We start from the raw sequence: 25,575 nt of genomic DNA, 5'->3' as shown, positions 1-25,575 counted from the left end.
CCAGTTACCAAGCGTCCTCGATATGTGCCCATCAGGTCGGGAGCTCTGCCCGGTCCCTGGTGCGGCTGGCCCGTAATCGACGGGTCGACGTCGCGTGGGTGCTCGGCGTTCGTGCTTCGGTCCGTGGGGCCTTACTGCGTTCTAAAGATGATCCTCTCGGATGTTCTTCGGTCTCGCGGGCCGTGAATCCTTTGTACCTCGGTTCGGGAGGAAGTGGAACCCTTTGCCGCAGTTCTTTACGTTCCCGGACGCTCCGGGGCGAATCGGACGGCGGAGATCCGTGCAGGTCAGAGCGGCCGCCCCGGGTGGGCGGCCGCTCTGCCGAGCGCTGCCGAAAGCGGTCAGGCGGACCCGGCGAGGGCGCCGGCCCGGCGCCTGCTCGCGTACCAGACCAGCCCCGCGGTGGCCGCTGCGGCGCCCACCGCGGCCGCGGCGACGAGCGCCGGGCGGGCCGGCATGGACAGCCCGGGCAGCCGCTGCTTGAGCCGCACCGGCCGGTTGAAGACCAGCACCGGCCACTCCCGGGCCACGGCCTCCTTGCGCAGGGCGCGGTCGGGGTTGACGGCGTGCGGGTGGCCGACGGCCTCCAGCATCGGCACGTCCGTGACCGAGTCGCTGTACGCGTAGCAGCGCGCGAGGTCGTAGCCCTCGGACTCGGCGAGCTGCCGTACGGCCTCGGCCTTCGTCGGGCCGTAGGCGTAGTACTCGATCTCGCCGGTGAAGCAGCCGTCCTCGCCGACCACCATCCGGGTGGCCACGACGCGGTCCGCGCCGAGCATCTCCCCGATGGGTTCGACGACTTCGGCGCCGGAGGTCGACACGATCACCACGTCGCGGCCGGCCGTGTGGTGCTCCTCGATGAGCGAGGCGGCCTCGTCGTAGATGATCGGGTCGATGAGATCGTGCAGCGCCTCGGCGACGATCTCCCGGACCTGCTGCACGTTCCAGCCCTTGCACAGGGCGGAGAGGTACTCGCGCATCCGCTCCATCTGGTCGTGGTCGGCGCCGCCGGCCAGGAAGATGAACTGCGTGTACGCGGTGCGCAGCACGGCGCGGCGGTTGATCAGCCCGCCCTGGTAGAAGGACTTGCTGAAGGTCAGCGCGCTCGACTTCGCAATGACCGTCTTGTCCAGGTCGAAGAAGGCGGCTGTGCGGGGCAAGGAGTGGTTTTCCACGCCCCGAGCATATGCGCCCACCATTCGGCGTAAGGTGTGGCGCGTGGGTTTGCCTGAGAAGGCTCTCGGGTACACCATGGAAGTCACGGATCGTTCGCGACCGTGCTAACCCGGTCTGGCTCCTCCCCCCCCGAGTCGGACCGTGGGGACGACCCCCGCTCTCCCCCCCGGCGGGGGTCGTCGCATGTCCGGATGCGTTTTCAGCCCGCATCCAGGCTGCCGGGACCGAGGTTTTTCTCCCGTGTGGGCCCCGGGCCCTCCCCCTCTTCTCCCCTCCTCCGGCCTGTCCGGGCCCTCCCATCGTGACAGTCGGTGACGGATTCGCTCCACTCCGGAACACCGGAATGGGTGGTCGGGATATTCACAAGGTGAGGGCCGTCCACAGATTTCGACCAAGATCCACTCGATTTTCCCGATCGCTGCAGGGTGATTCCACCGCGAAGTCCGCGGGGTGGATTTGCAGGGAGAAGGAGGCCGGATCGTGGCCGGAGCGAAGTCGCGCGAGCGGGAGCGGGGCCGGGAGCGGACGGCGGCCCCAGGGCCCGGGGGCGGTGCGCCGCTGATCATCACGGAGGACGCGGACCTCCTGGACGACCTGCTGAGGCTGTGCGCCGCGGCCGGCGCCGAGCCGTGGGTGCACCACTCGGTGCCGGAGCGGGCGGAGCCGGGCCGGGGCCCGGGCTGGGAGGAGGCCGCGCTCGTCCTCGTCGGCGAGGACGCGGCCCGCCGGGTGCGCGGGGCGCCGCGCCGGGCCGGGGTCCTCCTCGTGGGCGGGGACCGGGACGACCCCCTGGTCTGGCAGCGGGCGGTGGAGCTCGGCGCCGAGCGGGTCCTGCGGCTGCCGCAGGACGAGCCCTGGCTGGTGGACCGCCTCGCCGACGTGGCCGAGGGCGCCGGAGCCCACGCCCTGGCCGTCGGCGTCATCGGCGGCAGCGGCGGCGCCGGGGCGTCCACGCTCGCCTGCGCCCTCGCCCTCGCCGCGGCCCGCAGCGGCGAGCGCACCGTCCTCGTGGACGGGGACCCGCTCGGCGGCGGGCTCGACGTCCTGCTCGGCGGCGAGGGCGCCGAGGGGCTGCGCTGGCCCGATTTCGCGGCCTCCCGGGGCCGGGTGGGCGGCGGGGCCCTGGAGGAGTCCCTCCCGGAGCTGCACGCGCTGCGCCTCCTCAGCTGGGACCGCGGGGACCGGGTCCTCGTCCCGCCCGAGGCCGTCAGATCCGTGCTCGCCGCGGCCCGCCGCCGCGGTGGGGTCGTGGTCGTCGACCTGCCCCGCCGGATGGACGAGGGCGCCGGGGAGGCGCTGGCCCAGCTGGACCTGGGCCTCCTCGTGGTCCCGGCCGCCCTGCGCAGCGTCGCCGCCGCCAGCCGGGTGGCCAGCGCGGCCCGCGCCGCGGCCCGGGACCTGCGCGCGGTGGTCCGCGGCCCGTACCCGCCGGGGCTCGACGCGGACGCCGTCGCCGGTCTCCTCGGGCTGCCGCTCGCCGGGGAGCTCCCCGAGGACCCCGGGCTGCGGAGCTCCCTGGAGGCCGGGGAGCCGCCCGGGTCCCGCCCGAGGGGGCCGCTGGCCCGGTTCTGCGCGGAGTTCTGGACGCGGGCGCTGGCCGGCGGTGGTGCGCGATGAGCGCGGGACTGCTGGACGCCGTACGGCAGCGGCTGGCCGAGAGCGGCGCGGATCCCACGCCCGCCCGCGTGGCGGCCGCCCTCCGGGCCCAGGGGCGCCTCCTCGGGGACGCCGAAGTGCTCGGCGCCGCCCGGGAGCTGCGCTCCGAACTGGTCGGCGCGGGGCCCCTGGAGCCGCTGCTCGCCGACCCCGAGGTCACCGACGTGCTCGTCGCGGCCCCGGACCGGGTCTGGGTGGACCGGGGCGGCGGGCTGGAGCTGGCGCCCGTGCGCTTCGAGGACGCCGGAGCCGTGCGCCGGCTCGCCCAGCGGCTCGCAGCCGTGGCCGGGCGGCGACTGGACGACGCCCGGCCCTGGGTGGACGCCCGGCTGCCCGACGGCACCCGGCTGCACGCGGTGCTCCCCCCGGTCGCGGTCGGCTCGGCCTGCCTCTCGCTGCGGGTCGTGCGGCCCCGCGCCTTCACGCTGGAGGAGCTGGTGGCCGCGGGCACCCTGCCGCCCGGCGGCCAGCGGGTGCTGCGGGCCCTGATCGAGGCCCGGCTCTCCTTCCTGATCAGCGGGGGCACGGGGACGGGGAAGACCACGCTGCTGAGCGCCCTGCTCGGGCTCGTCGGCCCCGGCGAGCGGATCGTCCTGGCCGAGGACTCGGCCGAGCTGCGCCCCGACCACCCCCACGTCGTCCGCTTGGAGACGCGGCCCGCCAACCAGGAGGGCGCCGGGCTCGTGGGCCTCGCCGACCTCGTGCGGCAGGCGCTGCGGATGCGGCCCGACCGGCTCGTGGTGGGCGAGGTCCGCGGGGCGGAGGTGGCCGACCTCCTCGCGGCCCTCAACACCGGCCACGAAGGCGGCTCGTGCACGCTCCACGCCAACGCCGCGGCGCACGTTCCGGCGCGGCTCGAGGCGCTGGGCACGGCGGCCGGGCTGGACCGGGCCGCGCTGCACAGCCAGTTGGCGGCCGCCGTGAGCGTCGTGCTCCACCTGGTGCGCGACCGGACCGGCAAGCGCCGGATCGCGGAGGTCCACGTGCTGGAGCGGGACCCGGCGGGGCTGGTGCTGACCGTCCCGGCCCTGCGCTGGGGCGCGCGGGGGTTCCAGCGCCAGGCGGGCTGGGAGCGGCTGCGCCCGCTGCTGGGCGGTCTGCGGTGAGCGGGGCGGGGGCGGAGCCCCTGTACGCGGCCGTGGTGCTGTGTGCGGCTGCCGCCTGGGTGCTCGGCGGCGGTGCCCCTGCGCCCAGGCGGGCCCGGCTGCTGCTGGAGGGCGGTGCGGCGGACCCCGCCCCGGCCCCGGTCTGGCGGGAGCGGGCGGCGCGGGCCGCCGCGCGGGCGCGGGAGCGCCGTGAGTGGGCCTGCGCGGCCCTGGGGCTGCTGCTGGCGGTGTACAGCCTCTCGGTGGTCCCGCTGGTCGCAGGGGCGCTGGCCGTTCCCCTGGCGCGGCGCAGGCTGCGGGCCGGGCGGGCGGAGCGGCGGAAGCGGGCGCGCGAGGCGGAGGTGGTGTCCCTGTGCGCGGCCGCGGCGGCCGAGCTGCGGGCGGGCGCGCAGCCGGGGCAGGCCCTGACGGCCGCCCTGCGCGGCGGGCTTGCCGGGCCGGGCGGTCCGGGTCCGGCGGAGACGGCGGTGCTGGCCGCGGCCGCGTTCGGGGGCGACGTACCGCAGGCGCTGCGGCAGGCGGCCCGGGAGCCGGGGGCCGCCGGGCTGGCCGGGATGGCGGCCTGCTGGCGGGTCTCCGTGGACGGGGGCGCGGGCCTGGCGGCCGGACTGGAGCGGCTGGAGCGGGCGCTGCGGGCCGAGCGGGACCAGCGGGAGTCCCTGCGGGCCCAGCTGGCCGGGGCGCGGTCGACGGCGGTGGTCCTCGCCCTGCTGCCGGCGGTGGCCCTGCTGATCGGCACGGCGCTCGGGGCTGATCCGCTGCGGGTGCTGTTCCACACCCCGCTGGGACTGGGCTGCCTGCTCGCGGGCGCGGTCCTGGAGGCCCTGGGGCTGGGGTGGGCCTGGCGGATCGTACGGGCGGGGGAGCGGGCGTGAGCGGGGCGGCGGTCCACAGCCTGGGGACGGTGCTCGGGATCGCGGCGCCCGTGGCGTGGGCGCTGTGGGCCCCGGCCGGGTGGGTGCGGGAGCGGGCGGCCCGGCGCCGGGCCGCTGTGGTCCTGCGGGTGCCGGGTCCGCGCCGGGGTGGTCCGCGGCCGGGGGCGCGGGTGCGGGCCGGGGCGCGGGACTGGTGGGGCCCGGCGGGGGCGCTGGTGCTGGGCTGGCTGCTGGTCGGCGGTGCGGCCGGGGTGCTGGCCGGCGGCTGCGCTGCCTGGGCGGTGCGGCGTGTACAGGCCCGTGCGCGGCGCCCGTCCGGGGCGCCCCGTACGGATCCGCGGGAGACGGCCCGTCAGCTCCCCTTCGCCGCCGACCTGTTGGCGGCGTGCCTGGCCGCGGGTGCGGGTCCGCGGGAGGCCGCGGAGGTGGTGGGCGACTCCCTGGGAGGGCCGGTGGGCGAGCTGCTAGCCCGGGCCGGCGCGGAGCTGCGGCTCGGCGGCGAACCGGCCGCCGCCTGGGGCCGCCTGGCGGAGATACCGGGGGCCCGGCCCCTGGCGGACTGCCTGGAGCGGGCCGCGCGGACGGGGTCCCCGGCCGCCGATCCGGTGTCCCGGCTCGCGGCCGGCCTGCGGGCGGACCGCACCAGGGCGGCCGCAGCCCGCGCCCAGCGCGCGGCGGTGCTCATCACGGCGCCGGTGGGGCTGTGCTTCCTGCCCGCGTTTCTCGCGGTTGGGGTCGCACCGGTGGTGATCGGGCTGGCCTCCGGGCTGCTGTCCGGGGGCTGAGGGGCCGGACGCGCCGCAGTGGTGCGGGCGGTGACGGCAGATCAGAAGAGATCGATCGGGATCGGAATCGGAAGGGGAATGGCCATGAGGTTCTTCAGCGGAATGCGGGTGCGGGTGCGTGAGGCCGTGCGGGCGAGGCTGGCCGCGGTGGCTGCCGGCGGGCGGCGCGACGCGGGCATGTCCACATCGGAGTACGCCATGGGGACGATCGCCGCGTGCGCGTTCGCCGCGGTGCTCTACAAGGTGGTCACGAGCGAGGTGGTGGCCACGGCGCTGCAGTCGACGATCGGGAAGGCGCTCGATGCGCCGTTCTGACCGGGGGTACGTGACGGCGGAGGCGGCGCTGGTGCTGCCCGCGCTGGTCGCCCTCGCCGCGGTGCTGGTGTGGGCGCTGCTCGCGGCGGCCGCGCAGATCCGGTGCGTGGACGCCGCCCGGGCCGGTGCCCGGGCGGCGGCCCGCTCCGAGCCCCCCGACCGGGCGGTCGCCGTAGCCCGGGCCTCGGCGCCGGAGGGGGCCCGGATCGCGGTGGAGCGCACCGGAGGGCTGTGGCGGGTGCGGGTGGAGGCGCCCGCTCCCGGTCCGGAGTTGCTGCGGATCCGGGTGGGGGCGCAGGCCGTGGCCCTCGCCGAGGACGTGGTGGGGGAGGGGCCCGGAGTTCCTGCCGGATCCGCTGCCGGGGGTGCGGACACGGGGGCCGGGCCGTGAGCCGGGGCTTGCGGGCCGCGGGCCCGGACCGGGGGTCGGCGACCGTGTGGGCGGTGGTGGTGGCCTGTGCGCTGTGCGCGGTCTTCGGCGGGGTGCTGGCCCTCGGGCAGGTGGTGGTGGCGCGGCACCGGGCGGCCGCCGCGGCCGATCTGGCCGCCCTGGCGGCGGCGGTGCGGTGGGCGGAGGGCGCCGAGGCGGCCTGCGGGGCGGGCGGCCGGGTGGCCCGCGCCCAGGGGGTCCGGCTGGAGGAGTGCGTCCTGGAAGGGAAGGTGGCCGATGTGGTGGCCCGGGCGGACACGGGGCCCTTTGCGGCCCGCGTGCGGTCCCGCGCGGGCCCGCCGGAGGCGGTTGCGGGCGGTCCGCCTGGGCCGGTGGCGGGCGGTTCGGGGCCGGAGGGTTCGGGGTCGGAGGGTTCGGGGTCGGAGGGTTCGAGGTCGGGCGGTTCGGGGTCGGAGGGGTCTGGGCCGGACGGTTCGGAGGTGGCTGAGGGGCCGGGTCCGGCTGGCGGTGGCGGTGCGGGGGACGTGGCCGCGGGGGTTACGGGAGCGGCGGGTGCGGGTCTGCGGGACCGGCCGGGGGAGGGGGTGTGGGCGGTGCGGCGGACAGGAGGCGGGTGAGCAGCCGGACGGCGCCGCGCTTGTGGAGCGGGTCGTTTCCGTTGCCGCACTTGGGCGACTGGATGCAGGAGGGGCAGCCGGCCTCGCACTCGCAGGCGGCGATGGCATCGCGGGTGGCCGTCAGCCATTCGCGGGCCGTGCGGAAGGCCCGTTCGGCGAAGCCCGCGCCGCCCGGGTGCCCGTCGTAGACGAAGACCGTCGGAAGGAGGGTGTCGGGATGGAGCGGCACGGACACGCCGCCGATGTCCCAGCGGTCGCAGGTGGCGAAGAGCGGGAGAAGGCCGATGGAGGCGTGTTCCGCGGCGTGCAGGGCCCCGCCGAGGATCTCCGGGTTGATCCGGGCCTCGTCGAGCTGGTCCTCGGTGACCGTCCACCACACGGCCCGGGTGCGCAGGGTGCGCGGGGGAAGGTCGAGTTTGGCCTCGCCGAGCACCTCGCCCGTGATCAGTTTGCGGCGCAGGTAGGAGACCACCTGGTTGGTGACCTCGACCGAGCCGTAGCAGAGCCGGGCCGGGCCCCAGGCGATCTCGGTCTCGGTTTCGAGGACGGAGACGGAGGTGGTGTCGCGAGCGGTGGTCGAGAAGGGCGGTGAGGCCTCCTCGACGAGGGCGACCGGGCCGTGCGGGTCCTCCAGGTCCAGGCGCTGCACCAGGTAGGTGCGGCCCTGGTGCAGGTGGACGGCGCCCTCGTGGACGGCCGTGTGGGCGGCGGACTGCTCCACCGTGCCCAGCAGGCGGCCGGTGGCCGACTCGACGATCTGGACGGGGCTGCCGCCCCCGCCGCGGATGTCGGCGAGGTCCGAGGAGCGCTCGCGCCGGGTCCAGTGCCAGCCCGAGGCCCGGCGGCGCAGCAGCTTCGCGGCCTCCAGCTGGGGCAGCAGCCCGGCGGCTGCGGGGCCGAAGAGCGCCAGGTCGGCCTCGGTCAGGGGGATCTCCTCGGCGGCCGCGCACAGGTGCGGGGCGAGGACGTACGGGTTGTCCGGATCGAGGACGGTGGCCTCCACGGGCCGCCGGAAGAGGGCCTCGGGGTGGTGGACGAGGTACGTGTCCAGCGGGTCGTCGCGGGCGATCAGCACGGCCAGGGCGCCCTGGCCGGAGCGGCCCGCCCGGCCGGCCTGCTGCCACAGGGAGGCCCGCGTGCCCGGGTACCCGGCGATCAGCACGGCGTCCAGCCCGGACACGTCCACGCCGAGTTCCAGGGCGGTGGTGGCGGCCAGTCCGAGCAGTTCCCCGGAGTGCAGGGCGCGCTCCAGGGCCCGCCGCTCCTCGGGCAGGTAGCCGCCGCGGTAGGCCGCGACCCGGGCCGGCAGGGAGCGGTCGACGCCGGCCAGCCGCTCCTGGGCGATGAGGGAGATCAGCTCCGCGCCGCGGCGGGAGCGGACGAACGCGACCGTGCGGACCCCCTGCACGGCGAGGTCGGTGAGGAGGTCGGCGGTCTCGGCGGTGGCGGTGCGGCGGACGGGCGCGCCCTTCTCGCCGCGGAGCTCGGTCAGGGGCGGCTCCCAGAGGGCGAAGACCACCTCGCCGCGCGGTGAGGCGTCCTCGGTGACGGCGGTGACGGGCAGGCCCGTGAGCCGCCCGGCGGTGACCGCGGGCTCGCTCGCGGTGGCGGAGGCGAGCAGGAAGACCGGTTCGGAGCCGTAGCGGGCGCAGATCCGGCGCAGGCGGCGCAGCACCTGGGCCACGTGGGAGCCGAACACCCCGCGGTAGGTGTGGCACTCGTCGACGACCACGTAGCGCAGGGCGCGCAGGAAGGAGGACCAGCGGGGGTGGCCGGGGAGTATCCCGCGGTGCAGCATGTCGGGGTTGGTCAGCACGTAGTTGGCGTACTGCCGGACCCATTCGCGCTCCTCGACCGGGGTGTCCCCGTCGTACACGGCGGGGCGGACCGCGTTGCCGAGGGGGGCGGCGAGTTCCCGTACCGCCCGGCGCTGGTCGGCGGCCAGGGCCTTGGTCGGGGCGAGGTAGAGGGCGGTGGTGCCGCGGCCGTTGGGCGCCTGGGCGCCGTCGGCGAGGGCGCTGAGCACCGGGGCGAGGTAGGCCAGGGACTTCCCGGATGCGGTGCCGGTGGCCACCACCACCGACTCGCCGTCCAGGGCGAGCTCGGCCACGGCGGCCTGGTGGGCCCACGGGTGTTCGATTCCGGCCTTTGTGACGGCCGCCACCACATCGGAGCGGATGCGGTCGGGCCAGAGCGCATGGCGCCCCTCCCGAGGGGGCAAGTGCTCCGTATGGGTGATGCGCGCAGCCCGGTCCGGCCCCCGTGAGAGCCGGTCCAGGACCATGCCGGGGGTGGGTCGGGAGTCCGCGGCCGCCGTGGGCTGACCGGGGCGGTGAGTGTTGGCCATCGGAACCGAGTGTGTCACCGGCGTGCAGGACAATGAACCGAAGGCGTCGTGCGCGCCTGCCGGTAAGTGATTGAATGCCATCGCGGCTGCCAATCCGTCCCCTACCTTCGGATGGGGAGGCCCCTGGGGGGCGCCGCTCGATAGCAAGGTGCTGGAGGATCCGTGGACCTGTCCCTGTCGACTCGCACTGTCGGCGACCGTACGGTTGTCGAGGTCGGTGGCGAGATTGATGTGTATACCGCGCCCAAGCTGCGCGAGCAGTTGGTCGAGTTGGTGAACGACGGCAGCTACCACCTGGTAGTCGACATGGAGCGAGTGGACTTCCTCGACTCCACCGGCCTCGGCGTGCTCGTCGGCGGCCTGAAGCGCGTGCGCGCGCACGAGGGCTCCCTGCGCCTGGTCTGCAACCAGGAGCGCATTCTCAAGATCTTCCGTATCACCGGACTGACCAAGGTGTTCCCCATCCACACCACGGTCGACGAAGCAGTCAGCGCCACCGACTGACGCCTTCCGGCACTGCCGGAGCAGCGGAGTAGGGGCGGGGTACCGGGTCGTCCAGGCCCGGGCCCCCGCCGAGCACGCCCGAGTCCGAGGGGGATCCCATGGCCACCGTTGAACTCCGTTTCAGCGCCCAGCCCGAACACGTCAGGACGGCCCGCCTCGTCGCGGCCGCCGTGGCGCGCCGGGCCGGTGTGGAGGAAGCCCTCCTCGACGAGGTGAGGCTCGCGGTGGGCGAGGCCTGCTCGCGCGCCGTCGGCCTGCACCGGGGCAACGGGATCACCGCGCCGGTGCGGGTGGTCCTGACCGATGAGGAGAAGCTCTTCTCCATCGAGGTCGGGGACGAGGTGCCCGGCCAGGCCGCCGCCGGCGGTGCGCGCGCCGGGGACACCCCCGATGGCGACGCCGAGGGGGAGGACGAGATGGGCCTCGCCGTTATCAGCGGGCTCGTGGACGACGTCGAGGTCACCAGCGACGCCTCGGGCGGGGCGATCCGTATGAGCTGGCCCGTTTCCGGGGCTCCGGAACTGTCCTGACCGGGAATCCCGGAAGTATTCCCGCAATCCGAGATCGTTAATCCGAGATCTTTTCCGGTCCTACATTGCGATCTTATTCAAGGCCCTGCTGAGCAGGGCCTTTTTTCATTTACCTAGATCATGGATCAGGCGTCAATGCTTTTGCCCCATTACTGCTTTCGGGCGTATTGGGGTGCGGCGATCAATTGGTGAGAGGCGAGACCCCGCCAATTCCGTTTCCCGCGTACTGTTTTGATCGGGTAGGGCTCCCTACAATCCGTCCATCTTGAGCTCTTCACGTCAAGGAGGACGAATGACGGGGCTCTTCACCCCTAACGAGCAGGCCGGCGTCTCGAAGCTGGCAGCCGCAGTACTCACGGACGACAACCGCCTCATCGTCATCGTGATCGCCGTCGTGGCCCTGGCCGCCCTGGTCCTCGCGCAGGTCCTGGTACGCCAGGTACTCGCCGCGGACGAGGGCACCGACAGCATGAAGAAGATCGCGGCGGCCGTGCAGGAAGGCGCGAATGCCTATCTGGGACGGCAGTTGCGCACGCTCGGCGTATTCGCCGTCGTCGTGTTCTTCCTGCTGTTCCTGCTCCCGGCCGACAACTGGTCCCAGCGGGCCGGGCGTTCCGCATTCTTCCTGGTGGGCGCGATCTTCTCGGCGGCCACGGGATACATCGGCATGAGGCTCGCCGTACGCGCGAATGTCCGCGTCGCCGCAGCCGCCCGAGAAGCCACTCCCGCCCCCGGAGAACCGGAGAAGGACCTCACCGCCGTCGCCCACAAGGCGATGAAGATCGCATTCCGTACGGGCGGCGTGGTCGGCATGTTCACCGTCGGCCTCGGGCTTTTCGGCGCCTCCTGCGTCGTCCTCGTCTACGCCGCGGACGCGCCCAAGGTGCTGGAGGGCTTCGGCCTCGGCGCCGCGCTCATCGCGATGTTCATGAGGGTCGGCGGCGGCATCTTCACCAAGGCCGCCGACGTGGGCGCCGACCTGGTCGGCAAGGTCGAGCAGGGCATCCCGGAGGACGACCCGCGGAACGCCGCGACCATCGCCGACAACGTGGGCGACAACGTCGGCGACTGCGCGGGCATGGCGGCCGACCTCTTCGAGTCGTACGCCGTCACGCTCGTCGCCGCGCTGATCCTCGGCAAGGCCGCCTTCGGCGACCTGGGGCTCGCCTTCCCGCTGATCGTGCCCGCCATCGGCGTGATCACCGCGATGATCGGCATCTTCGCCGTCTCGCCGCGCCGTACGGACCGCAGCGGGATGACCGCCATCAACCGCGGGTTCTTCATCTCCGCCGCGATCTCGCTCGCGCTCGTGGCCGTCGCCGTCTACGCGTACCTCCCCGGCACGTACAAGGAACTCGCCGGGGTCGAGAGCGCCGCCATCACCGCACACAGCGGCGACCCGCGGATCCTCGCGCTCGTCGCGGTCGCCATCGGCATCGTCCTCGCCGCCCTCATCCAGCAGCTCACCGGCTACTTCACCGAGACCAGCCGCCGCCCCGTCCGCGACATCGGCAAGTCCTCGCTGACCGGACCCGCCACCGTGGTCCTCGCCGGCATCTCGGTCGGCCTCGAATCCGCCGTCTACACCGCCCTCCTGATCGGCCTCGGCGTCTACGGGGCCTTCCTGCTCGGCGGCGCCTCCATCATGCTGGCGCTCTTCGCCGTGGCCCTCGCGGGCACCGGCCTGCTGACCACCGTCGGCGTCATCGTCGCCATGGACACCTTCGGCCCGGTCTCCGACAACGCCCAGGGCATCGCGGAGATGTCCGGGGACGTCGAGGGCGCCGGCGCCCAGGTCCTCACCGACCTCGACGCGGTCGGCAACACCACCAAGGCCATCACCAAGGGCATCGCCATCGCCACGGCCGTGTTGGCCGCGGCCGCGCTCTTCGGCTCGTACAACGACGCCATCGCCACCGCCGTCAAGGAAGTCGGGGCCAAGGCCGGGGAGATGAACCTCAGCCTGGACATCGCCCAGCCCAACAACCTCGTCGGCCTGATCCTCGGCGCGGCCGTCGTCTTCCTCTTCTCCGGGCTCTCCATCAACGCCGTCTCCCGCTCGGCGGGCGCGGTGGTCTACGAGGTGCGGCGCCAGTTCCGCGAGCACCCCGGAATCATGGACTACACCGAGAAGCCCGAGTACGGGCGCGTCGTGGACATCTGCACCAAGGACGCGCTGCGCGAGCTCGCCACCCCGGGCCTGCTCGCCGTGCTCACCCCCATCGCCGTGGGCTTCTCCCTCGGCGTGGGCGCGCTCGGCTCCTTCCTCGCGGGCGCGATCGGCTGCGGCACCCTCATGGCCGTCTTCCTCGCCAACTCCGGCGGCGCCTGGGACAACGCGAAGAAGCTGGTCGAGGACGGCCACCACGGCGGCAAGGGCAGCGACGCCCACGCCGCGGTCGTCATCGGCGACACCGTCGGCGACCCGTTCAAGGACACCGCGGGACCGGCGATCAACCCGCTGCTCAAGGTCATGAACCTGGTCGCGCTGCTCATCGCCCCCGCGGTGGTGCAGTTCAGCTACGGGGACGACACCAGTCCGGTGATCCGCGCAGTGATCGCCGTCCTGGCGATCGGCGTGATCATCGGCGCCGTGTACGTGTCCAAGAAGCGCGGGATCGCTGTCGGCGACGAGGACTCCGGAGCGGCCGAGCGGGTGGCCCAGCAGCCCGGCGCCGCCGCTACGTCCTGACCGGATCTCCCGTACGCCCGGACGGCGGACAGGCGGTGCGCTCGGACGCGCCGCCTGTCCGCCGTTCTGCGCAGGTGCGGCGGGGCCGTGTATGTTCCGGGGCCGAGAGCCTTGGAAGGGACCGATCCGGTGAACAAGAAGCTTGCGGCCGCGGTGTCCGGCGGTGCGGTACTGGTACTCGTGCTGACCGGTTGCGGCGACGACAGTGAGAAGAAGGTCAACGACTGGGCCAAGAAGGTCTGCGACCAGGTCCAGCCGCAGGTCAAGAAGATCGAGGACGCCAACACCGCGATCCAGAAGGAGACCACGGACCAGAGCAAGGCCGAGGTCGTCCAGAAGACCGACTCGGCGGCGTTCCAGTCCATGTCCGAGGCCTACAAGGCGATGGGCGCCGCCGTCCAGGGCGCCGGGGTGCCCCCGGTCAAGGAGGGCGAGAAGACCCGGACGGACGCCGTCGCGGAGCTCAACGGCATCTCGGCCTCGTACGCGGAGCTGAAGAAGAAGGTCGACGGGCTCGACAGCAAGGACCAGGCCAAGTTCGCGGACGGTCTCAAGGACATCGCTGGCGAGCTCGACAAGCTCAGCAAGAGCGGCAACGAAGCGCTGACGAAGCTTCAGTCCGGCGAACTGGGCAAGGCCATGAAGAACCAGACGAGCTGCCAGCGCACCGACGGCCAGGCGCCGGCTCCCGCACAGAGCTGAGCCGCCGGGCCGCGGCGGGTGTGCCGCGGCTGCCTGCTGCCTGCTGCCGGTGTCCGGCGGGCGGTGACGACCGGTCACCGCCCCCGGGCGCCGGCAGCGGCATGCCCGGTATGAGGAATCGCCCGGTATGACGAATGGGCGGGTCTGTGGACGGCCAGCGGCGCCGGCCGCGGTGAGCGGACACAATGGCTGTGTGAGTACCACCAGCCTTCCCGTCCCCGACCGCGCCGCCGTGCTCCGCGCGGCCCTGCTCTCCGCCGGGTTCACCGCCGACGGACTGCTCGACCTGCTCGGCGCCCCCGCCTACACCGCACTCGCCCGCAGCGAGACCGTGCCCGCCCTCCGCGCCACCCGGGGGGACGGCCCGCTCGCCGTCCTGATCCGCCTGTTCCTGCTCCAGCGCCCGGTGCCCCGGGTCCACGCCTCCGGCGTGCTGCCCGTGGACGAGCTGCTCGCCGACGGCTGGCTGCGCCAGGAGGGCGACGAGCTCCACGCGACGGTCGACGTCCGGCCGTACGGGGGCCCGGACGGCGAGGACTGGTTCATCGTCTCCGACCTCGGCTGCGCCGTCGGCGGCGCGGGCGGTATCGGCAGCCGCGAGGAGGCCGTCGTCCTCGGTGTGGGCGGCGCCTCCACCACCCTCGCGGGGATCACGGTGCGGACCCCCGTCGGCTCCGCCCTCGACCTGGGCGCCGGCTCCGGCATCCAGGCTCTGCACGCCTCCCGCCACGCCACCCGCGTGACCGCGACGGACGTCAACCCCCGCGCCCTGGAGTTCACCCGGCTGACCCTCGCCCTCTCCGGGGCTCCGGAGGCCGAGCTCGCCGCGGGCTCCCTCTTCGAGCCGGTCGGCGGGCGTACGTACGACCTGATCGTGTCGAACCCCCCCTTCGTGATCTCGCCCGGAGCCCGGCTCACGTACCGGGACGGCGGGATGAGCGGGGACGACCTGTGCCGGACCCTCGTCCGCCAGGCCGGGGAGCACCTGAACGAGGGCGGGTACGCCCAGTTCCTCGCCAACTGGCAGCACGTGGAGGGCGAGGACTGGCGCGACCGGCTCCGCTCCTGGGTGCCGCGCGGCTGCGACGCGTGGATCGTCCAGCGCGAGGTGCAGGACATCACGCAGTACGCCGAGCTGTGGCTGCGGGACGCGGGGGACCACCGCAGCGACCCGCAGGAGTACGAGCGGCTGTACGAGGACTGGCTCGACGCCTTCGAGGCGGGCAAGACCCGTGCCGTCGGCTTCGGCTGGATCACCCTGCGCCGGACGGCGGCCGCCGAGCCCTCGATCGTGGTGGAGGAGTGGCCGCACCCGGTGGAGCAGCCCCTCGGCGACACGGTGCGGGCGCACTTCGAGCGCCAGGACTACCTGCGGTCGCACGATGATGCGGCCCTGCTGGAAGGCCGGTTCCTGCTGGCGGACGAGGTGGTCCAGGAGCAGGTGGGCCTGCCCGGCGCCGAGGACCCGGAGCACGTGGTGCTGCGGCAGAACCGCGGGATGCGCCGGGCCACCGAGGTCGACACGGTCGGAGCGGGCTTCGCCGGGGTCTGCGACGGGACGCTGACCGCCGGCCGGATCCTCGACGCCATCGCGCAGCTGGTCCAGGAGGACCCGGTGGTCCTGCGCGACCGCACGCCGGAGGCCATCAGGCTGCTGGTCGAGCAGGGCTTCCTGGAGCCGGCCGGGGACGGGGAGGCCGAGCTGAAGGGCTGAGGCCGGGGCGGAGGGCGGGGCCTGCGGCGCGTACGGCGGGGCGAACGGCGTACGGGCGCGGGACCGCGCGGCGCGTACGGCGTACGGGACCGCGCGGCGCGTACGGCGTACGGGACCGCGCGGAGCGGGGCACGCGGGCCGGGACGCCCCGGGTCACCCAGGGTGAGTTCACCCGCGCTTCGCCCGGATTTCGGCCTGCCGTACAACGCCGCATGCCACGCTCCCGGAAAGGGAAGGAGCGTGGCATGGAGAGCGGACCCGCAGTCTTCGCCGGGACGACGTTCCTGCTGTTCGGGGCCGGGCTGCTGGCCTGGACGGCAGCACGCGCAGTACGCCGCGAGCCGGTGGCCGAGGGCGTGCGCCCCGCGGTGGCCGTACCCGCCGCGGCGCTGGCCGGGGCCCTGTCGCTGGCCCTCGGCCTCTGGTGCTTCGGCCGCCTCTGAGCGGGGTGGCCCGGGCGGCCTCCGAGGGGGCGGTCCCGTCGGCGGTGCGCCGGTCGGCGGTTCGCGCCGCGGCGCGCCCGGGCGGCGCGCCGGATCCGCCCGCGCGGCCGGGTTCCCGCCGGACTTGTCCGGATCGCATCGGGTGAAGGCCGCGTGGAAGGGCGGCGAAGGGCTCGTGGACGGGGGGAGAACGGCCAGGTCCGGAGCCGACGGACGCATCCGGGCGGCAGGAATGGCACTAGTCGGGTTACCGTTCGAGTGGCCGTTGCGGGCTTCTGCCGTTTGACACGGGGGCGGGTTGTACCGTCACACTCCGCAGCGTCGCCGTACTGCGACCGAGTGCCGACCGGAGAGAAGAGCCAAGTTGTCCCCGACTAGCGAGACCGCAAAGGGCGGCCGCCGACTCGTCATCGTCGAGTCTCCTGCCAAGGCGAAGACGATCAAGGGCTACCTCGGGCCCGGGTACGTCGTCGAGGCGAGCGTCGGGCACATCCGCGACCTCCCGAACGGCGCCGCGGAGGTCCCCGAGAAGTACACGGGCGAGGTCCGCCGCCTCGGCGTGGACGTCGAGCACGACTTCCAGCCCATCTACGTCGTCAACGCGGACAAGAAGGCGCAGGTCAGGAAGCTCAAGGAGCTGCTGGCCGAGTCCGACGAGCTCTTCCTCGCCACCGATGAGGACCGCGAGGGCGAAGCCATCGCGTGGCACCTGCAGGAAGTCCTCAAGCCCAAGGTCCCCGTCCACCGGATGGTCTTCCACGAGATCACCAAGGACGCGATCCGCGACGCCGTCGCCAACCCCCGCGAGCTGAACCAGCGGATGGTCGACGCCCAGGAGACCCGCCGCATCCTCGACCGCCTCTACGGCTACGAGGTCTCGCCGGTCCTGTGGAAGAAGGTCATGCCGAAGCTGTCGGCGGGCCGCGTGCAGTCCGTCGCCACCCGGCTCGTCGTCGAGCGCGAGCGCGAGCGCATCGCCTTCCGCTCCGCCGAGTACTGGGACCTCACCGGAACCTTCGCCACCGGCCGTACCGGCGATGCGTCCGACCCGTCGACGCTGGTCGCCCGCCTGAACACCGTCGACGGCCGGCGCGTCGCCCAGGGCCGCGACTTCGGCTCGAACGGGCAGCTCAAGAGCGACGTCCTGCACCTCGACGAGGCCACCGCGCGCGCCCTGGCCGCCGCCCTCGCCGACACCGCCTTCGCCGTCCGCTCGGTGGAGTCGAAGCCGTACCGCCGCTCCCCGTACGCGCCCTTCCGCACCACCACCCTCCAGCAGGAGGCCAGCCGCAAGCTCGGCTTCGGTGCGAAGGCGACCATGCAGGTGGCGCAGAAGCTGTACGAGAACGGCTTCATCACCTACATGCGTACGGACTCGACCACCCTGTCCGACACCGCGGTGACCGCGGCCCGGGCGCAGGTCACGCAGCTGTACGGCGCCGACTACCTGCCGGAGAAGCCGCGCGTCTACGCCGGCAAGGTCAAGAACGCGCAGGAGGCGCACGAGGCGATCCGGCCTTCGGGTGATCGTTTCCGCACCCCGGCCGAGACCGGCCTGACCGGCGACCAGTTCCGCCTGTACGAGCTGATCTGGAAGCGGACCGTCGCCTCCCAGATGAAGGACGCCACGGGCAACTCCGTCACCGTCAAGATCGGCGGCCGGGCGGCGGACGGCCGGGACGCCGAGTTCAGCGCCTCCGGCAAGACCATCACCTTCCACGGCTTCATGAAGGCCTACGTGGAAGGCGCCGACGACCCGAACGCCGAGCTCGACGACCGCGAGCGCAGGCTGCCGCAGGTCGCCGAGGGCGACGCCCTGAGCGCCGACGGGATCACCGTCGACGGGCACGCCACCAAGCCGCCGGCCCGCTACACCGAGGCCTCGCTGGTCAAGGAGCTCGAGGAGCGCGAGATCGGCCGCCCGTCGACGTACGCGTCGATCATCGGCACGATCCTCGACCGCGGCTACGTCTTCAAGAAGGGCACGGCCCTCGTGCCGTCCTTCCTGAGCTTCGCCGTGGTGAACCTCCTCGAGAAGCACTTCGGCCGGCTGGTCGACTACGACTTCACCGCCAAGATGGAGGACGACCTCGACCGCATCGCCCGCGGCGAGGCCCAGTCCGTGCCCTGGCTCAAGCGGTTCTACTTCGGCGAGGGTGCCGAGGGCGCGGGCACGGCCTCTGCGGCGGGCAACGGCGACGGCGACCACCTCGGCGGTCTGAAGGAGCTGGTCACGGACCTCGGCGCGATCGACGCGCGCGAGATCTCCTCCTTCCCGGTCGGCGACGGCGTCGTCCTGCGCGTGGGCCGCTACGGCCCGTACGTCGAGCGGGGCGAGAAGGACACCGAGGGCCACCAGCGGGCCGACGTACCGGACGACCTGGCTCCGGACGAGCTGACGGTCGCGTTCGCGGAGGAGCTCTTCGCGAAGCCGAGCGGCGAGTTCGAGCTCGGCGCCGACCCGGTCAGCGGGAACCAGATCGTGGCGAAGGACGGCCGCTACGGCCCGTACGTCACCGAGATCCTCCCCGAGGGCACCCCCAAGACCGGCAAGAACGCGGTCAAGCCCCGGACGGCCTCCCTCTTCAAGAGCATGTCCCTGGACACGGTCACCCTGGACGAGGCGCTCAAGCTCATGTCGCTGCCGCGCGTGGTCGGCGCCGACGCCGAGGGCGTGGAGATCACGGCGCAGAACGGCCGCTACGGCCCGTACCTGAAGAAGGGCACGGACTCGCGCTCCCTGGAGACCGAGGACCAGCTCTTCACGATCACCCTGGACGAGGCGCTGGCGATCTACGCCCAGCCCAAGGTCCGGGGGCGCGCCGCGGCCAAGCCGCCGCTGAAGGAGCTGGGCACCGACCCGGTCAGCGAGCGCCCGGTGGTCGTCAAGGACGGCCGCTTCGGCCCGTACGTCACGGACGGCGAGACCAACGCCACCCTGCGCCGGGACGACGACGTCGAGACCATCACCCCGGAGCGCGGCTACGAGCTGCTGGCGGAGAAGCGCGCCAAGGGCCCGGCCAAGAAGACGGCGAAGAAGGCGCCCGCGAAGAAGGCGGCGGCGAAGAAGACGACGACGGCCGCGGCGGCCAAGAAGACCACCGCGAAGAAGACCGCGGCCAAGAAGACGACGACGGCCGCAGCCGCCAAGAAGACCACCGCGAAGAAGACGGTGGCGAAGAAGACCGCCGCGGCACCCGCGGAGGACTGAGCAGAGCTCCCGCCCCGGCCCTGCGAGGGCCGGGGCGGGCGGTGGCACACGGAGGGGCGGACCGGTTGCGGTCCGCCCCTCCGCACGGTTGTCCACAGCCCCCGGGCGGTCAGACGGCCAGGTCACAGCCCTGCGGCAGGCTGTGCACCCCGCAAGCCCGAGCACAGCGGATAGGCTGGGCGGATGACGCGAGCCGAGCAGCCAACGGTCGTGAACCCCACCTACGACGAAGCCCTAGCCGCAGACTCACGTGAGCGTGCGGTGCGCGCCCTGCTGCGCATCCCCCCGCTGAAGCGGCTGTGGAGTGCGCAGCTGGTCAGCGGTGTCGGCGACGCGCTCGCGCTGCTGGTGGTGGTGCTGCTCGCGTTCCAGGCCGCGGTGGCCCGGGAGTCCTTCGGGGGCGGCTACCGCGGCGCCGCCCTCGCCGTCGCCGCCGTCTTCGGCGTACGCATCCTCGCGACCCTCCTCAGCGGCGCCGTGCTCCTCGGGCCGCTGGCCGCCCTGACCGCCCCCGGAGGCAGGCTCGACCGCCGCTGGACGATGGTCGGAGCCGACGGGCTGCGCATCGCGCTGCACGTGGTCGCGCCCCTGTGGCTGGCCTGGGTGCCCGCGCAGGCGCTGACGGCACTGCTGGTCACGGCCTTCGTGTCCGGGATCGCCGAGCGCGTGTGGACGGTGGCCAAGGACTCCGCGGCCCCCGCCCTGCTGCCCGGGCCCCCGCCGGAGGGCGCGACCGTGCGGCCGCTCCCCGACCACCTGGAGGCCCTGCGGCGGCTGTCGCTGCGCACCGGCTTCGTCGCGCTGCCCGCCGCCGCGGCCGTCCTGGTCGCCGCCGGGCTGCTCGGGAGGCTGCTCGGGCTGTGGCTGGACTGGTTCCGCGACAATCCGGCGGCCCTCGGCTCGTACGTGGCGGCCGGCCTGTTCGCCGCGTCCGTCTCCGTCCTCGTCCCGCTCGTCCTGCCCGACACCAAGACCCCGCGCCCCCGCTCGCCCCTGGAGGGGCTGCGCCGCCCGGTCCAGGGCGACCGCCCGGAGAAGGGGCGCACGGGCGCGATCCCGCTGCTCGTGCTGGCCTGCGCGGCCGTCGCCGGAGCCGTGTCCTGCGCCGTGGCCCTCGCCCCGCTGCACGCCGCCGACCTGGGCGGCGGCCCCGTCGCCTTCGCGCTTCTCGTCCTCGCCCTCACCGGCGGGACGGTGGCCGGGATCCGCGCCGGGCAGGCCGGCAAGGTGCTGCCCGCGCTGTCGCGGCGGCGGATGCTGGCACTGTCCGTGGCCCTGACCGGATTCGCACTGCTCGCCATGGGCCTGGTCGCGGACACGACCACCGTGCTGCTCCTGGCCCTGCTGGCCGGCACGGGCGCCGGCGTCGCCGCGAACACCGGGCACGCCCTGCTCGACCAGGAGACCGAGGAGTTCCGCCGGGCCCGCATCGGCGAGCACCTGCACGCGGTCGTACGGGTCGCCGTGGCCGTCGGAGCCCTCGCGGCCCCGCTGCTCGCCGCCGGCATCGGCCCGCACCGGCTCGCCGGCGGGGACGTGGTCTTCGCGCACGGCGGCGCCGCCTTCACCCTCATGCTCGTCGGCGCCCTGCTGCTGCCCGTGGCCGCGATCGTGCTGGCGCGCGCCGACGACCGGCAGGGCGTACCGCTGCGCCGCGACCTGAAGGACGCCCTGCTCGGCGGCGAACCCGCCCAGGCCCCCTCGGCCACCGGCTTCTTCATCGCCCTGGAGGGCGGCGACGGCGCCGGTAAGTCCACGCAGGTCAACGCGCTCGCCGAGTGGATCCGCAGCAAGGGCCACGAGGTGGTCGTGACCCGTGAGCCGGGGGCCACCCCCGTGGGCAAGCGGCTGCGGTCGATCCTGCTCGACGTGTCCTCGGCCGGCCTGTCGAACCGCGCGGAGGCCCTGCTCTACGCCGCCGACCGCGCGGAGCACGTGGACTCGCTGGTGCGCCCGGCCCTGGAGCGCGGCGCCGTCGTCATCTCCGACCGGTACATCGACTCCTCGGTGGCCTACCAGGGCGCGGGCAGGGACCTGTCCCCGACGGAGATCGCCCGGATCTCCCGCTGGGCCACCAGCGGGCTCGTACCGAACCTGACCGTGCTCCTCGACGTCTCCCCCGAGACCGCCCGCGAGCGCTTCACGGAGGCGCCCGACCGGCTGGAGTCCGAGCCCGCGGAGTTCCACCAGCGGGTGCGCTCGGGCTTCCTGACCCTGGCCGCCGCCGATCCTGCGCGCTACCTCGTCGTGGACGCGGGCCAGGACCCCGAATCGGTCTCCACCGTCCTGCGGCACCGGCTCGACCGGGTCCTGCCGATGTCCGACGCGGAGCGCGAGGCCCAGGCCGAGGCGCGCCGCAAGGCCGAGGAGGAGGCCCGGCGGGCCGCGGAGGAAGCGCGGTTGAAGGCCGAGGAGGAGGCTCGCAGGAAGGCCGAGGAGGAGAAGGCGCGCGCCGAGGAGGAGGCCCGCAAGAAGGCCGAGGAGGAGGCGCGCCGCAAGGCGGCGGAGGAGCAGGCCGCCCGGGAGGCCGAGGAGGCCCGGCTCCGGGCCGAGGCCGAGGCCCGGCGCAGGGCGGCCGAGGAGCAGGCCCGCCGGGAGGCCGAGGAGAAGGCCAGGGCCGCGGAGGCGGAGCGGCTGCGCCGGGAGGCCGAGGAGGAGGCCCGGATGCGGGCCGAGGCCGAGGAGCGCCGACGCGAGAAGCAGCGCAAGGCCGAGGAGGCCCTGCTGAAGGCCGAGGAGGCGCGCCGGCTGGCGGAGGCCTCGGCCGCGGCGGCGGCAGCAGCGGCCGCAGCGGCCGCGGCCGCACCGGCGCCGGCACCTGCGGCCGCGCCTGCGCCCCCGCCCGAGTCGGCGCCTGCGGCCGGGGCCGCGCCGCGGGTCGGGCTCAGGAAGGAGCCCGCGACCCCCGTCCCGGCGGACGAGGCCGTGACCGTCGAGACCCCCGTGGTGCGGCCGGACCCCCGCGCCGACGAGCGGTCCGAGGAGATCACGCAGACCGTCCCCGTCCCGAAGGCGACGGCGCTGGACGAGACCGCCGTACTGCCGCCCGTACGGCCTGATGCACCGGCCGACCGGGTGCCGCCGGGCCTGTTCCGCGACGAGCCCCGCCCGGGCGGCCACGCCCCGGGGAGCAACGACCGGACCCGCGAGCTCCCGCTCGTCGACGAGACCGGACGGCCGCGCCGGCGCTCGGACTGGGCGGAGGACACCCCGCTCGACGACCTGCCGAGCCTGGCCGACGAGCTGCTGGGCCGCCGGGACCGGTCCGACGAGGGGGGCGGCGACGGAGGCGGGGGCCGCCGCCGCTGACGGGTGCGGCTGACGGGCCGCGCCGGCTGGCCCGCTCGGCGGGCGCTGTTGCCGACGGGCCCTATGCCTGGCGGGGCCCCGCTGTCGGCGGGGACCGCCACAATGGAACCCGCGGCGGGTGCACGGCCCGGCGGGTCCGGCGGCCGGACGTGCGGCGGGCGCCGGGAACAGCCGCGCGCAGGCGGACAGCGTGCAGACGGAACGACGTACTGGTGGAACGACCGTACGGACGGAACGACCGCACAAACGGAACGACGTACAGACGGAGTGGGAGCGGCCGGATGCCGGTGTGGGACGACCTGGTGGGCCAGGAGCGCGTGCAGACGCAGCTCGCCGCCGCCGCCCGTGACGCGGACGCGCTGGTCACGGCGGTGAGTGCCGGGGAGCCGGTGCCCGCCGCCTCCAAGATGACCCACGCGTGGCTGTTCACCGGCCCCCCCGGATCCGGCCGGGCCACGGCCGCCCGCGCCTTCGCCGCCGCCCTCCAGTGCACCAGCCCCGACCGCGCCCTCGGCGGCGAACCGGGCTGCGGATTCTGCGACGGCTGCCACACCACCCTGGTCGGCACCCACGCCGACGTGGAGATCGTCCGTACGGACCTGCTGTCGATCGGCGTCAAGGAGACCCGCGACCTGGTCCGCCGGGCCCAGCTCTCCCCGGCCGTCGGCCGCTGGCAGGTGATCGTCCTGGAGGACGCCGACCGCCTCACCGAGGGCGCGGGGAACGTGCTGCTGAAGGCCGTGGAGGAGCCCGCCCCGCGGACGGTGTGGCTGCTCTGCGCCCCCTCCCTGGAGGACGTGCTCCCCACCATCCGCTCCCGCTGCCGGCACCTGACCCTGCGCACCCCGTCGATCGCGGCCGTCGCCGACGTGCTCGTCCGGCGGGACGGGATCGAGCCGCCGGTGGCCGCGGCCGCCGCGCAGGCCACGATGGGCCACATCGGCCGCGCCCGGCGGCTGGCCACCGACGAGCGCGCCCGCGAGCGCCGCGCGGCCGTCCTGCGGCTGCCCCTGCGCGTGGACGACGTCGGCGCCTGCCTCAAGGCCGCGCAGGAGCTCGTCGACGCGGCCGCGGAGGACGCCAAGCAGGTCGCCGAGGAGGTCGACACCAAGGAGACCGAGGAGCTGCGCGCCGCGCTCGGCGCGGTGGCCGGCACCGGCGGCCGGATGCCGCGCGGCACGGCCGGGGTCATGAAGGAGCTGGAGGACCGCCAGAAGCGGCGCCGGACCCGCACCCAGCGCGACAGCCTCGACCTGGCCCTCAGCGACCTGATCGGCTTCTACCGCGACGTGCTCGCCCTCCAGCTCGGCTCGGGCGTCCCGCTGGCCAACGCGCCCGTACGCCAGGACCTCGACCGCGTCGCCCGCACCGGCGGCCCCGAGGCGACCCTGCGCCGGATCGAGGCGATCTTCGCCTGCCGCGAGGCCCTGGACCGCAACGTGGCCCCGCTGCTGGCCGTGGAGGCCATGACGATGGCCCTCCGCGCGGGCTGACCCGGCGGCCCGGCCCTCAAGCCGGGCCACCCCGCCAGCCGCCCCGCCCCCGCCGGACCTATCACTCATACGGGCAAGAACCCGCCCGTACCGGAGAGGACGGCACCTCGGGAGGCTACGCTCCCGGAATGGACACCAGGCGCCTGCTGCGCACCACCGGGACCGTGATCGCCGCAGCCGGACTGCTCGTCTCCGGCTGCACCTCGGACAGCGGCGGCCCGAAGGCCACGGCGGCCCCGGCCTCCCTCTCCGGCGAGTCCGCCGCCCGCGCCACGGCCGTGCCCGCCGCCCTGAAGCCGTTCTACGAGCAGCCGCTGAGCTGGCGGGACTGCGGTGTCTCCGGTTTCCAGTGCGCCACGATGAAGGCGCCGCTCGACTACGCGCACCCGGACAACGGCAAGGAGATCGACCTGGCCGTGGCCCGCAAGAAGGCCACCGGCCCCGGCAGCCGGCTCGGCTCCCTCCTGGTCAACCCGGGCGGACCGGGCGGTTCCGCGATCGGCTACCTCCAGGCGTACGCGGGCATCGGCTACCCGGCGCCGGTGCGCGCCCGCTACGACATGGTGGCGGTCGACCCGCGCGGGGTGGCCCGCAGCGAGCCCGTCGAATGCCTCACCGGGCCCCGGATGGACGCGTACACGCAGGTGGACCAGACCCCGGACGACAAGGCGGAGCAGAACACCCTGGTCAAGGCCTTCGAGGAGTTCGCGCAGGGCTGCGAGCGCCGCTCGGGCGAGGTCCTGCCGCACGTGTCCACGGTCGAGACCGCCCGCGACATGGACATGCTGCGGGCGGTGCTCGGCGACGAGAAGCTGACGTACGTGGGCGCCTCGTACGGCACCTTCCTCGGTGCCACGTACGCGGACCTCTTCCCGCACCGCGTGGGCCGGCTGGTCCTCGACGGGGCCATGGACCCCTCCCTGCCGGCGGTCGACCTGAACCGTGATCAGACGGCCGGCTTCGAGACCGCCTTCCGCTCCTTCGCCGCCGACTGCGCCAAGCAGGGCGACTGCCCGCTCGGCACCGGCAGCCCGGACGAGGCCGGCCGCAACCTGAAGGCGTTCTTCGCCAAGCTCGACGCCCAGCCGGTGCCCACGGGCGGCAGCCGCCCCCTCGGCGAGTCCCTGGCCACGACGGGGGTGATCGCGGCCATGTACGACGAGAGCGCCTGGCCGCAGCTCCGGGAGGCGATCCGGTCCGCGATGGACGGGGACGGCGCGGGCCTCCTGGCCCTGGCGGACAGCTACTACGAGCGCGGCGCGGACGGCAAGTACGCCAATCTGATGTTCGCCAACGCGGCCGTGAACTGCCTGGACCTCCCGCCGGCGTTCAGCGGCGGCCCGGAGGCGGTCGAGGCGGCCGTCCCGTCCTTCGAGAAGGCCTCGCCGGTCTTCGGCAAGGGCTTCGCCTGGGCCTCCCTGAACTGCACGTACTGGCCGGTGAAGGCCACCGGCACCCCCCACCGGCTGGAGGCCCGGGGCGCCGCCCCGATCGTGGTCGTCGGCACCACCCGCGACCCGGCCACCCCGTACAAGTGGGCCCGCTCCCTGGCCTCCCAGCTCGACTCGGGCGTCCTGCTGACCTACGACGGCGACGGCCACACGGCGTACGGCCGCGGCAGCGACTGCATCGACACGGCCGTCAACCGCTACCTCCTTGAGGGCGAGCCCCCCGCCGAGGGCAAGAAGTGCTGACCACCCCCGCCGCCC

Annotated in this window: 19 protein-coding genes; 17 read left to right on the top strand and 2 right to left on the bottom strand. The window is 74.5% G+C overall.

Annotation, left to right across the window (positions count from 1 at the left end; all coding sequences use genetic code 11):
• Positions 1-341: 341 nt before the first annotated feature.
• A complete protein-coding gene (locus tag ACZ7JZ_RS18445; protein WP_470940170.1) occupies positions 342-1,199 on the bottom strand; it encodes an HAD family hydrolase in 858 nt (285 codons plus the stop codon).
• 457 nt (positions 1,200-1,656) lie between these two features.
• On the opposite strand from ACZ7JZ_RS18445, the gene ssd reads away from it, so the two are divergent.
• The 7 genes from ssd (at position 1,657) to ACZ7JZ_RS18410 (ending at position 6,921) form a co-directional block, all read left to right on the top strand.
• Positions 1,657-2,793 carry a septum site-determining protein Ssd gene (gene ssd / locus ACZ7JZ_RS18440; RefSeq protein ID WP_470940167.1) on the top strand — a complete coding sequence of 379 codons (1,137 nt, stop codon included), beginning with the start codon at positions 1,657-1,659 and terminating at the stop codon, positions 2,791-2,793.
• Entirely contained in the window at positions 2,790-3,938 is a 1,149-nt protein-coding gene (locus tag ACZ7JZ_RS18435; RefSeq protein WP_470940164.1) for a TadA family conjugal transfer-associated ATPase, read from the top strand. The genes ssd and ACZ7JZ_RS18435 overlap by 4 nt, the downstream gene beginning before the upstream one ends.
• A complete protein-coding gene (locus ACZ7JZ_RS18430) occupies positions 3,935-4,813 on the top strand; it encodes a type II secretion system F family protein (RefSeq protein WP_470940162.1) in 879 nt (292 codons plus the stop codon). The genes ACZ7JZ_RS18435 and ACZ7JZ_RS18430 overlap by 4 nt, the downstream gene beginning before the upstream one ends.
• Positions 4,810-5,598: a type II secretion system F family protein gene (locus ACZ7JZ_RS18425; protein ID WP_470940159.1), complete on the top strand. Its 789-nt coding sequence runs from the start codon at positions 4,810-4,812 to the stop codon at positions 5,596-5,598. The genes ACZ7JZ_RS18430 and ACZ7JZ_RS18425 overlap by 4 nt, the downstream gene beginning before the upstream one ends.
• Before the next feature lie 84 nt (positions 5,599-5,682).
• Positions 5,683-5,913 carry a DUF4244 domain-containing protein gene (locus tag ACZ7JZ_RS18420; RefSeq protein ID WP_470940156.1) on the top strand — a complete coding sequence of 77 codons (231 nt, stop codon included), beginning with the start codon at positions 5,683-5,685 and terminating at the stop codon, positions 5,911-5,913.
• Complete coding sequence (locus ACZ7JZ_RS18415) at positions 5,900-6,304, top strand: TadE family type IV pilus minor pilin (protein ID WP_470940153.1); 405 nt, start codon at positions 5,900-5,902, stop codon at positions 6,302-6,304. The genes ACZ7JZ_RS18420 and ACZ7JZ_RS18415 overlap by 14 nt, the downstream gene beginning before the upstream one ends.
• The gene (locus ACZ7JZ_RS18410; RefSeq protein ID WP_470940150.1) at positions 6,301-6,921 is read left to right on the top strand and encodes an Rv3654c family TadE-like protein; all 621 of its coding nucleotides are present in this window, start codon (positions 6,301-6,303) and stop codon (positions 6,919-6,921) included. The genes ACZ7JZ_RS18415 and ACZ7JZ_RS18410 overlap by 4 nt, the downstream gene beginning before the upstream one ends.
• On the opposite strand, the gene ACZ7JZ_RS18405 is transcribed toward ACZ7JZ_RS18410, so the two are convergent.
• Entirely contained in the window at positions 6,842-9,349 is a 2,508-nt protein-coding gene (locus ACZ7JZ_RS18405) for a DEAD/DEAH box helicase (protein ID WP_470940147.1), read from the bottom strand. The genes ACZ7JZ_RS18410 and ACZ7JZ_RS18405 overlap by 80 nt on opposite strands.
• Positions 9,350-9,430: 81 nt before the next feature.
• On the opposite strand from ACZ7JZ_RS18405, the gene bldG reads away from it, so the two are divergent.
• The 10 genes from bldG to ACZ7JZ_RS18355 all read left to right on the top strand — a co-directional run bounded on the left by bldG (position 9,431) and on the right by ACZ7JZ_RS18355 (position 25,560).
• Complete coding sequence (gene bldG / locus ACZ7JZ_RS18400; RefSeq protein ID WP_328969280.1) at positions 9,431-9,772, top strand: anti-sigma factor antagonist BldG; 342 nt, start codon at positions 9,431-9,433, stop codon at positions 9,770-9,772.
• A 98-nt stretch (positions 9,773-9,870) separates the two neighbouring features.
• Positions 9,871-10,302: an ATP-binding protein gene (locus ACZ7JZ_RS18395; RefSeq protein WP_470940144.1), complete on the top strand. Its 432-nt coding sequence runs from the start codon at positions 9,871-9,873 to the stop codon at positions 10,300-10,302.
• A 292-nt stretch (positions 10,303-10,594) separates the two neighbouring features.
• Complete coding sequence (locus ACZ7JZ_RS18390; RefSeq protein WP_470940141.1) at positions 10,595-12,994, top strand: sodium-translocating pyrophosphatase; 2,400 nt, start codon at positions 10,595-10,597, stop codon at positions 12,992-12,994.
• Positions 12,995-13,123: 129 nt separating this feature from the next.
• Entirely contained in the window at positions 13,124-13,696 is a 573-nt protein-coding gene (locus tag ACZ7JZ_RS18385; protein WP_470940138.1) for a small secreted protein, read from the top strand.
• A gap of 193 nt (positions 13,697-13,889) precedes the next feature.
• Positions 13,890-15,410, top strand: coding sequence for a DUF7059 domain-containing protein (locus tag ACZ7JZ_RS18380; protein ID WP_470940135.1), 1,521 nt, complete (start codon positions 13,890-13,892; stop codon positions 15,408-15,410).
• A gap of 245 nt (positions 15,411-15,655) precedes the next feature.
• The gene (locus ACZ7JZ_RS18375; protein ID WP_470940132.1) at positions 15,656-15,853 is read left to right on the top strand and encodes a hypothetical protein; all 198 of its coding nucleotides are present in this window, start codon (positions 15,656-15,658) and stop codon (positions 15,851-15,853) included.
• Positions 15,854-16,217: 364 nt separating this feature from the next.
• Positions 16,218-19,064 carry a type I DNA topoisomerase gene (topA, locus tag ACZ7JZ_RS18370; protein ID WP_470940129.1) on the top strand — a complete coding sequence of 949 codons (2,847 nt, stop codon included), beginning with the start codon at positions 16,218-16,220 and terminating at the stop codon, positions 19,062-19,064.
• 183 nt (positions 19,065-19,247) lie between these two features.
• Entirely contained in the window at positions 19,248-22,373 is a 3,126-nt protein-coding gene (tmk, locus tag ACZ7JZ_RS18365; protein ID WP_470940126.1) for a dTMP kinase, read from the top strand.
• Between the two features lie 281 nt (positions 22,374-22,654).
• A complete protein-coding gene (locus tag ACZ7JZ_RS18360; RefSeq protein ID WP_470940123.1) occupies positions 22,655-23,866 on the top strand; it encodes a DNA polymerase III subunit delta' in 1,212 nt (403 codons plus the stop codon).
• Between the two features lie 128 nt (positions 23,867-23,994).
• Entirely contained in the window at positions 23,995-25,560 is a 1,566-nt protein-coding gene (locus ACZ7JZ_RS18355; RefSeq protein WP_470940120.1) for an alpha/beta hydrolase, read from the top strand.
• Positions 25,561-25,575 lie beyond the last annotated feature (15 nt).

This window comes from Streptomyces sp. NPDC038213, from assembly GCF_055600495.1.
The sequence above is the reverse complement of the archived record's forward strand: the minus strand, read 5'-3'. Positions and strand labels throughout refer to the sequence as shown.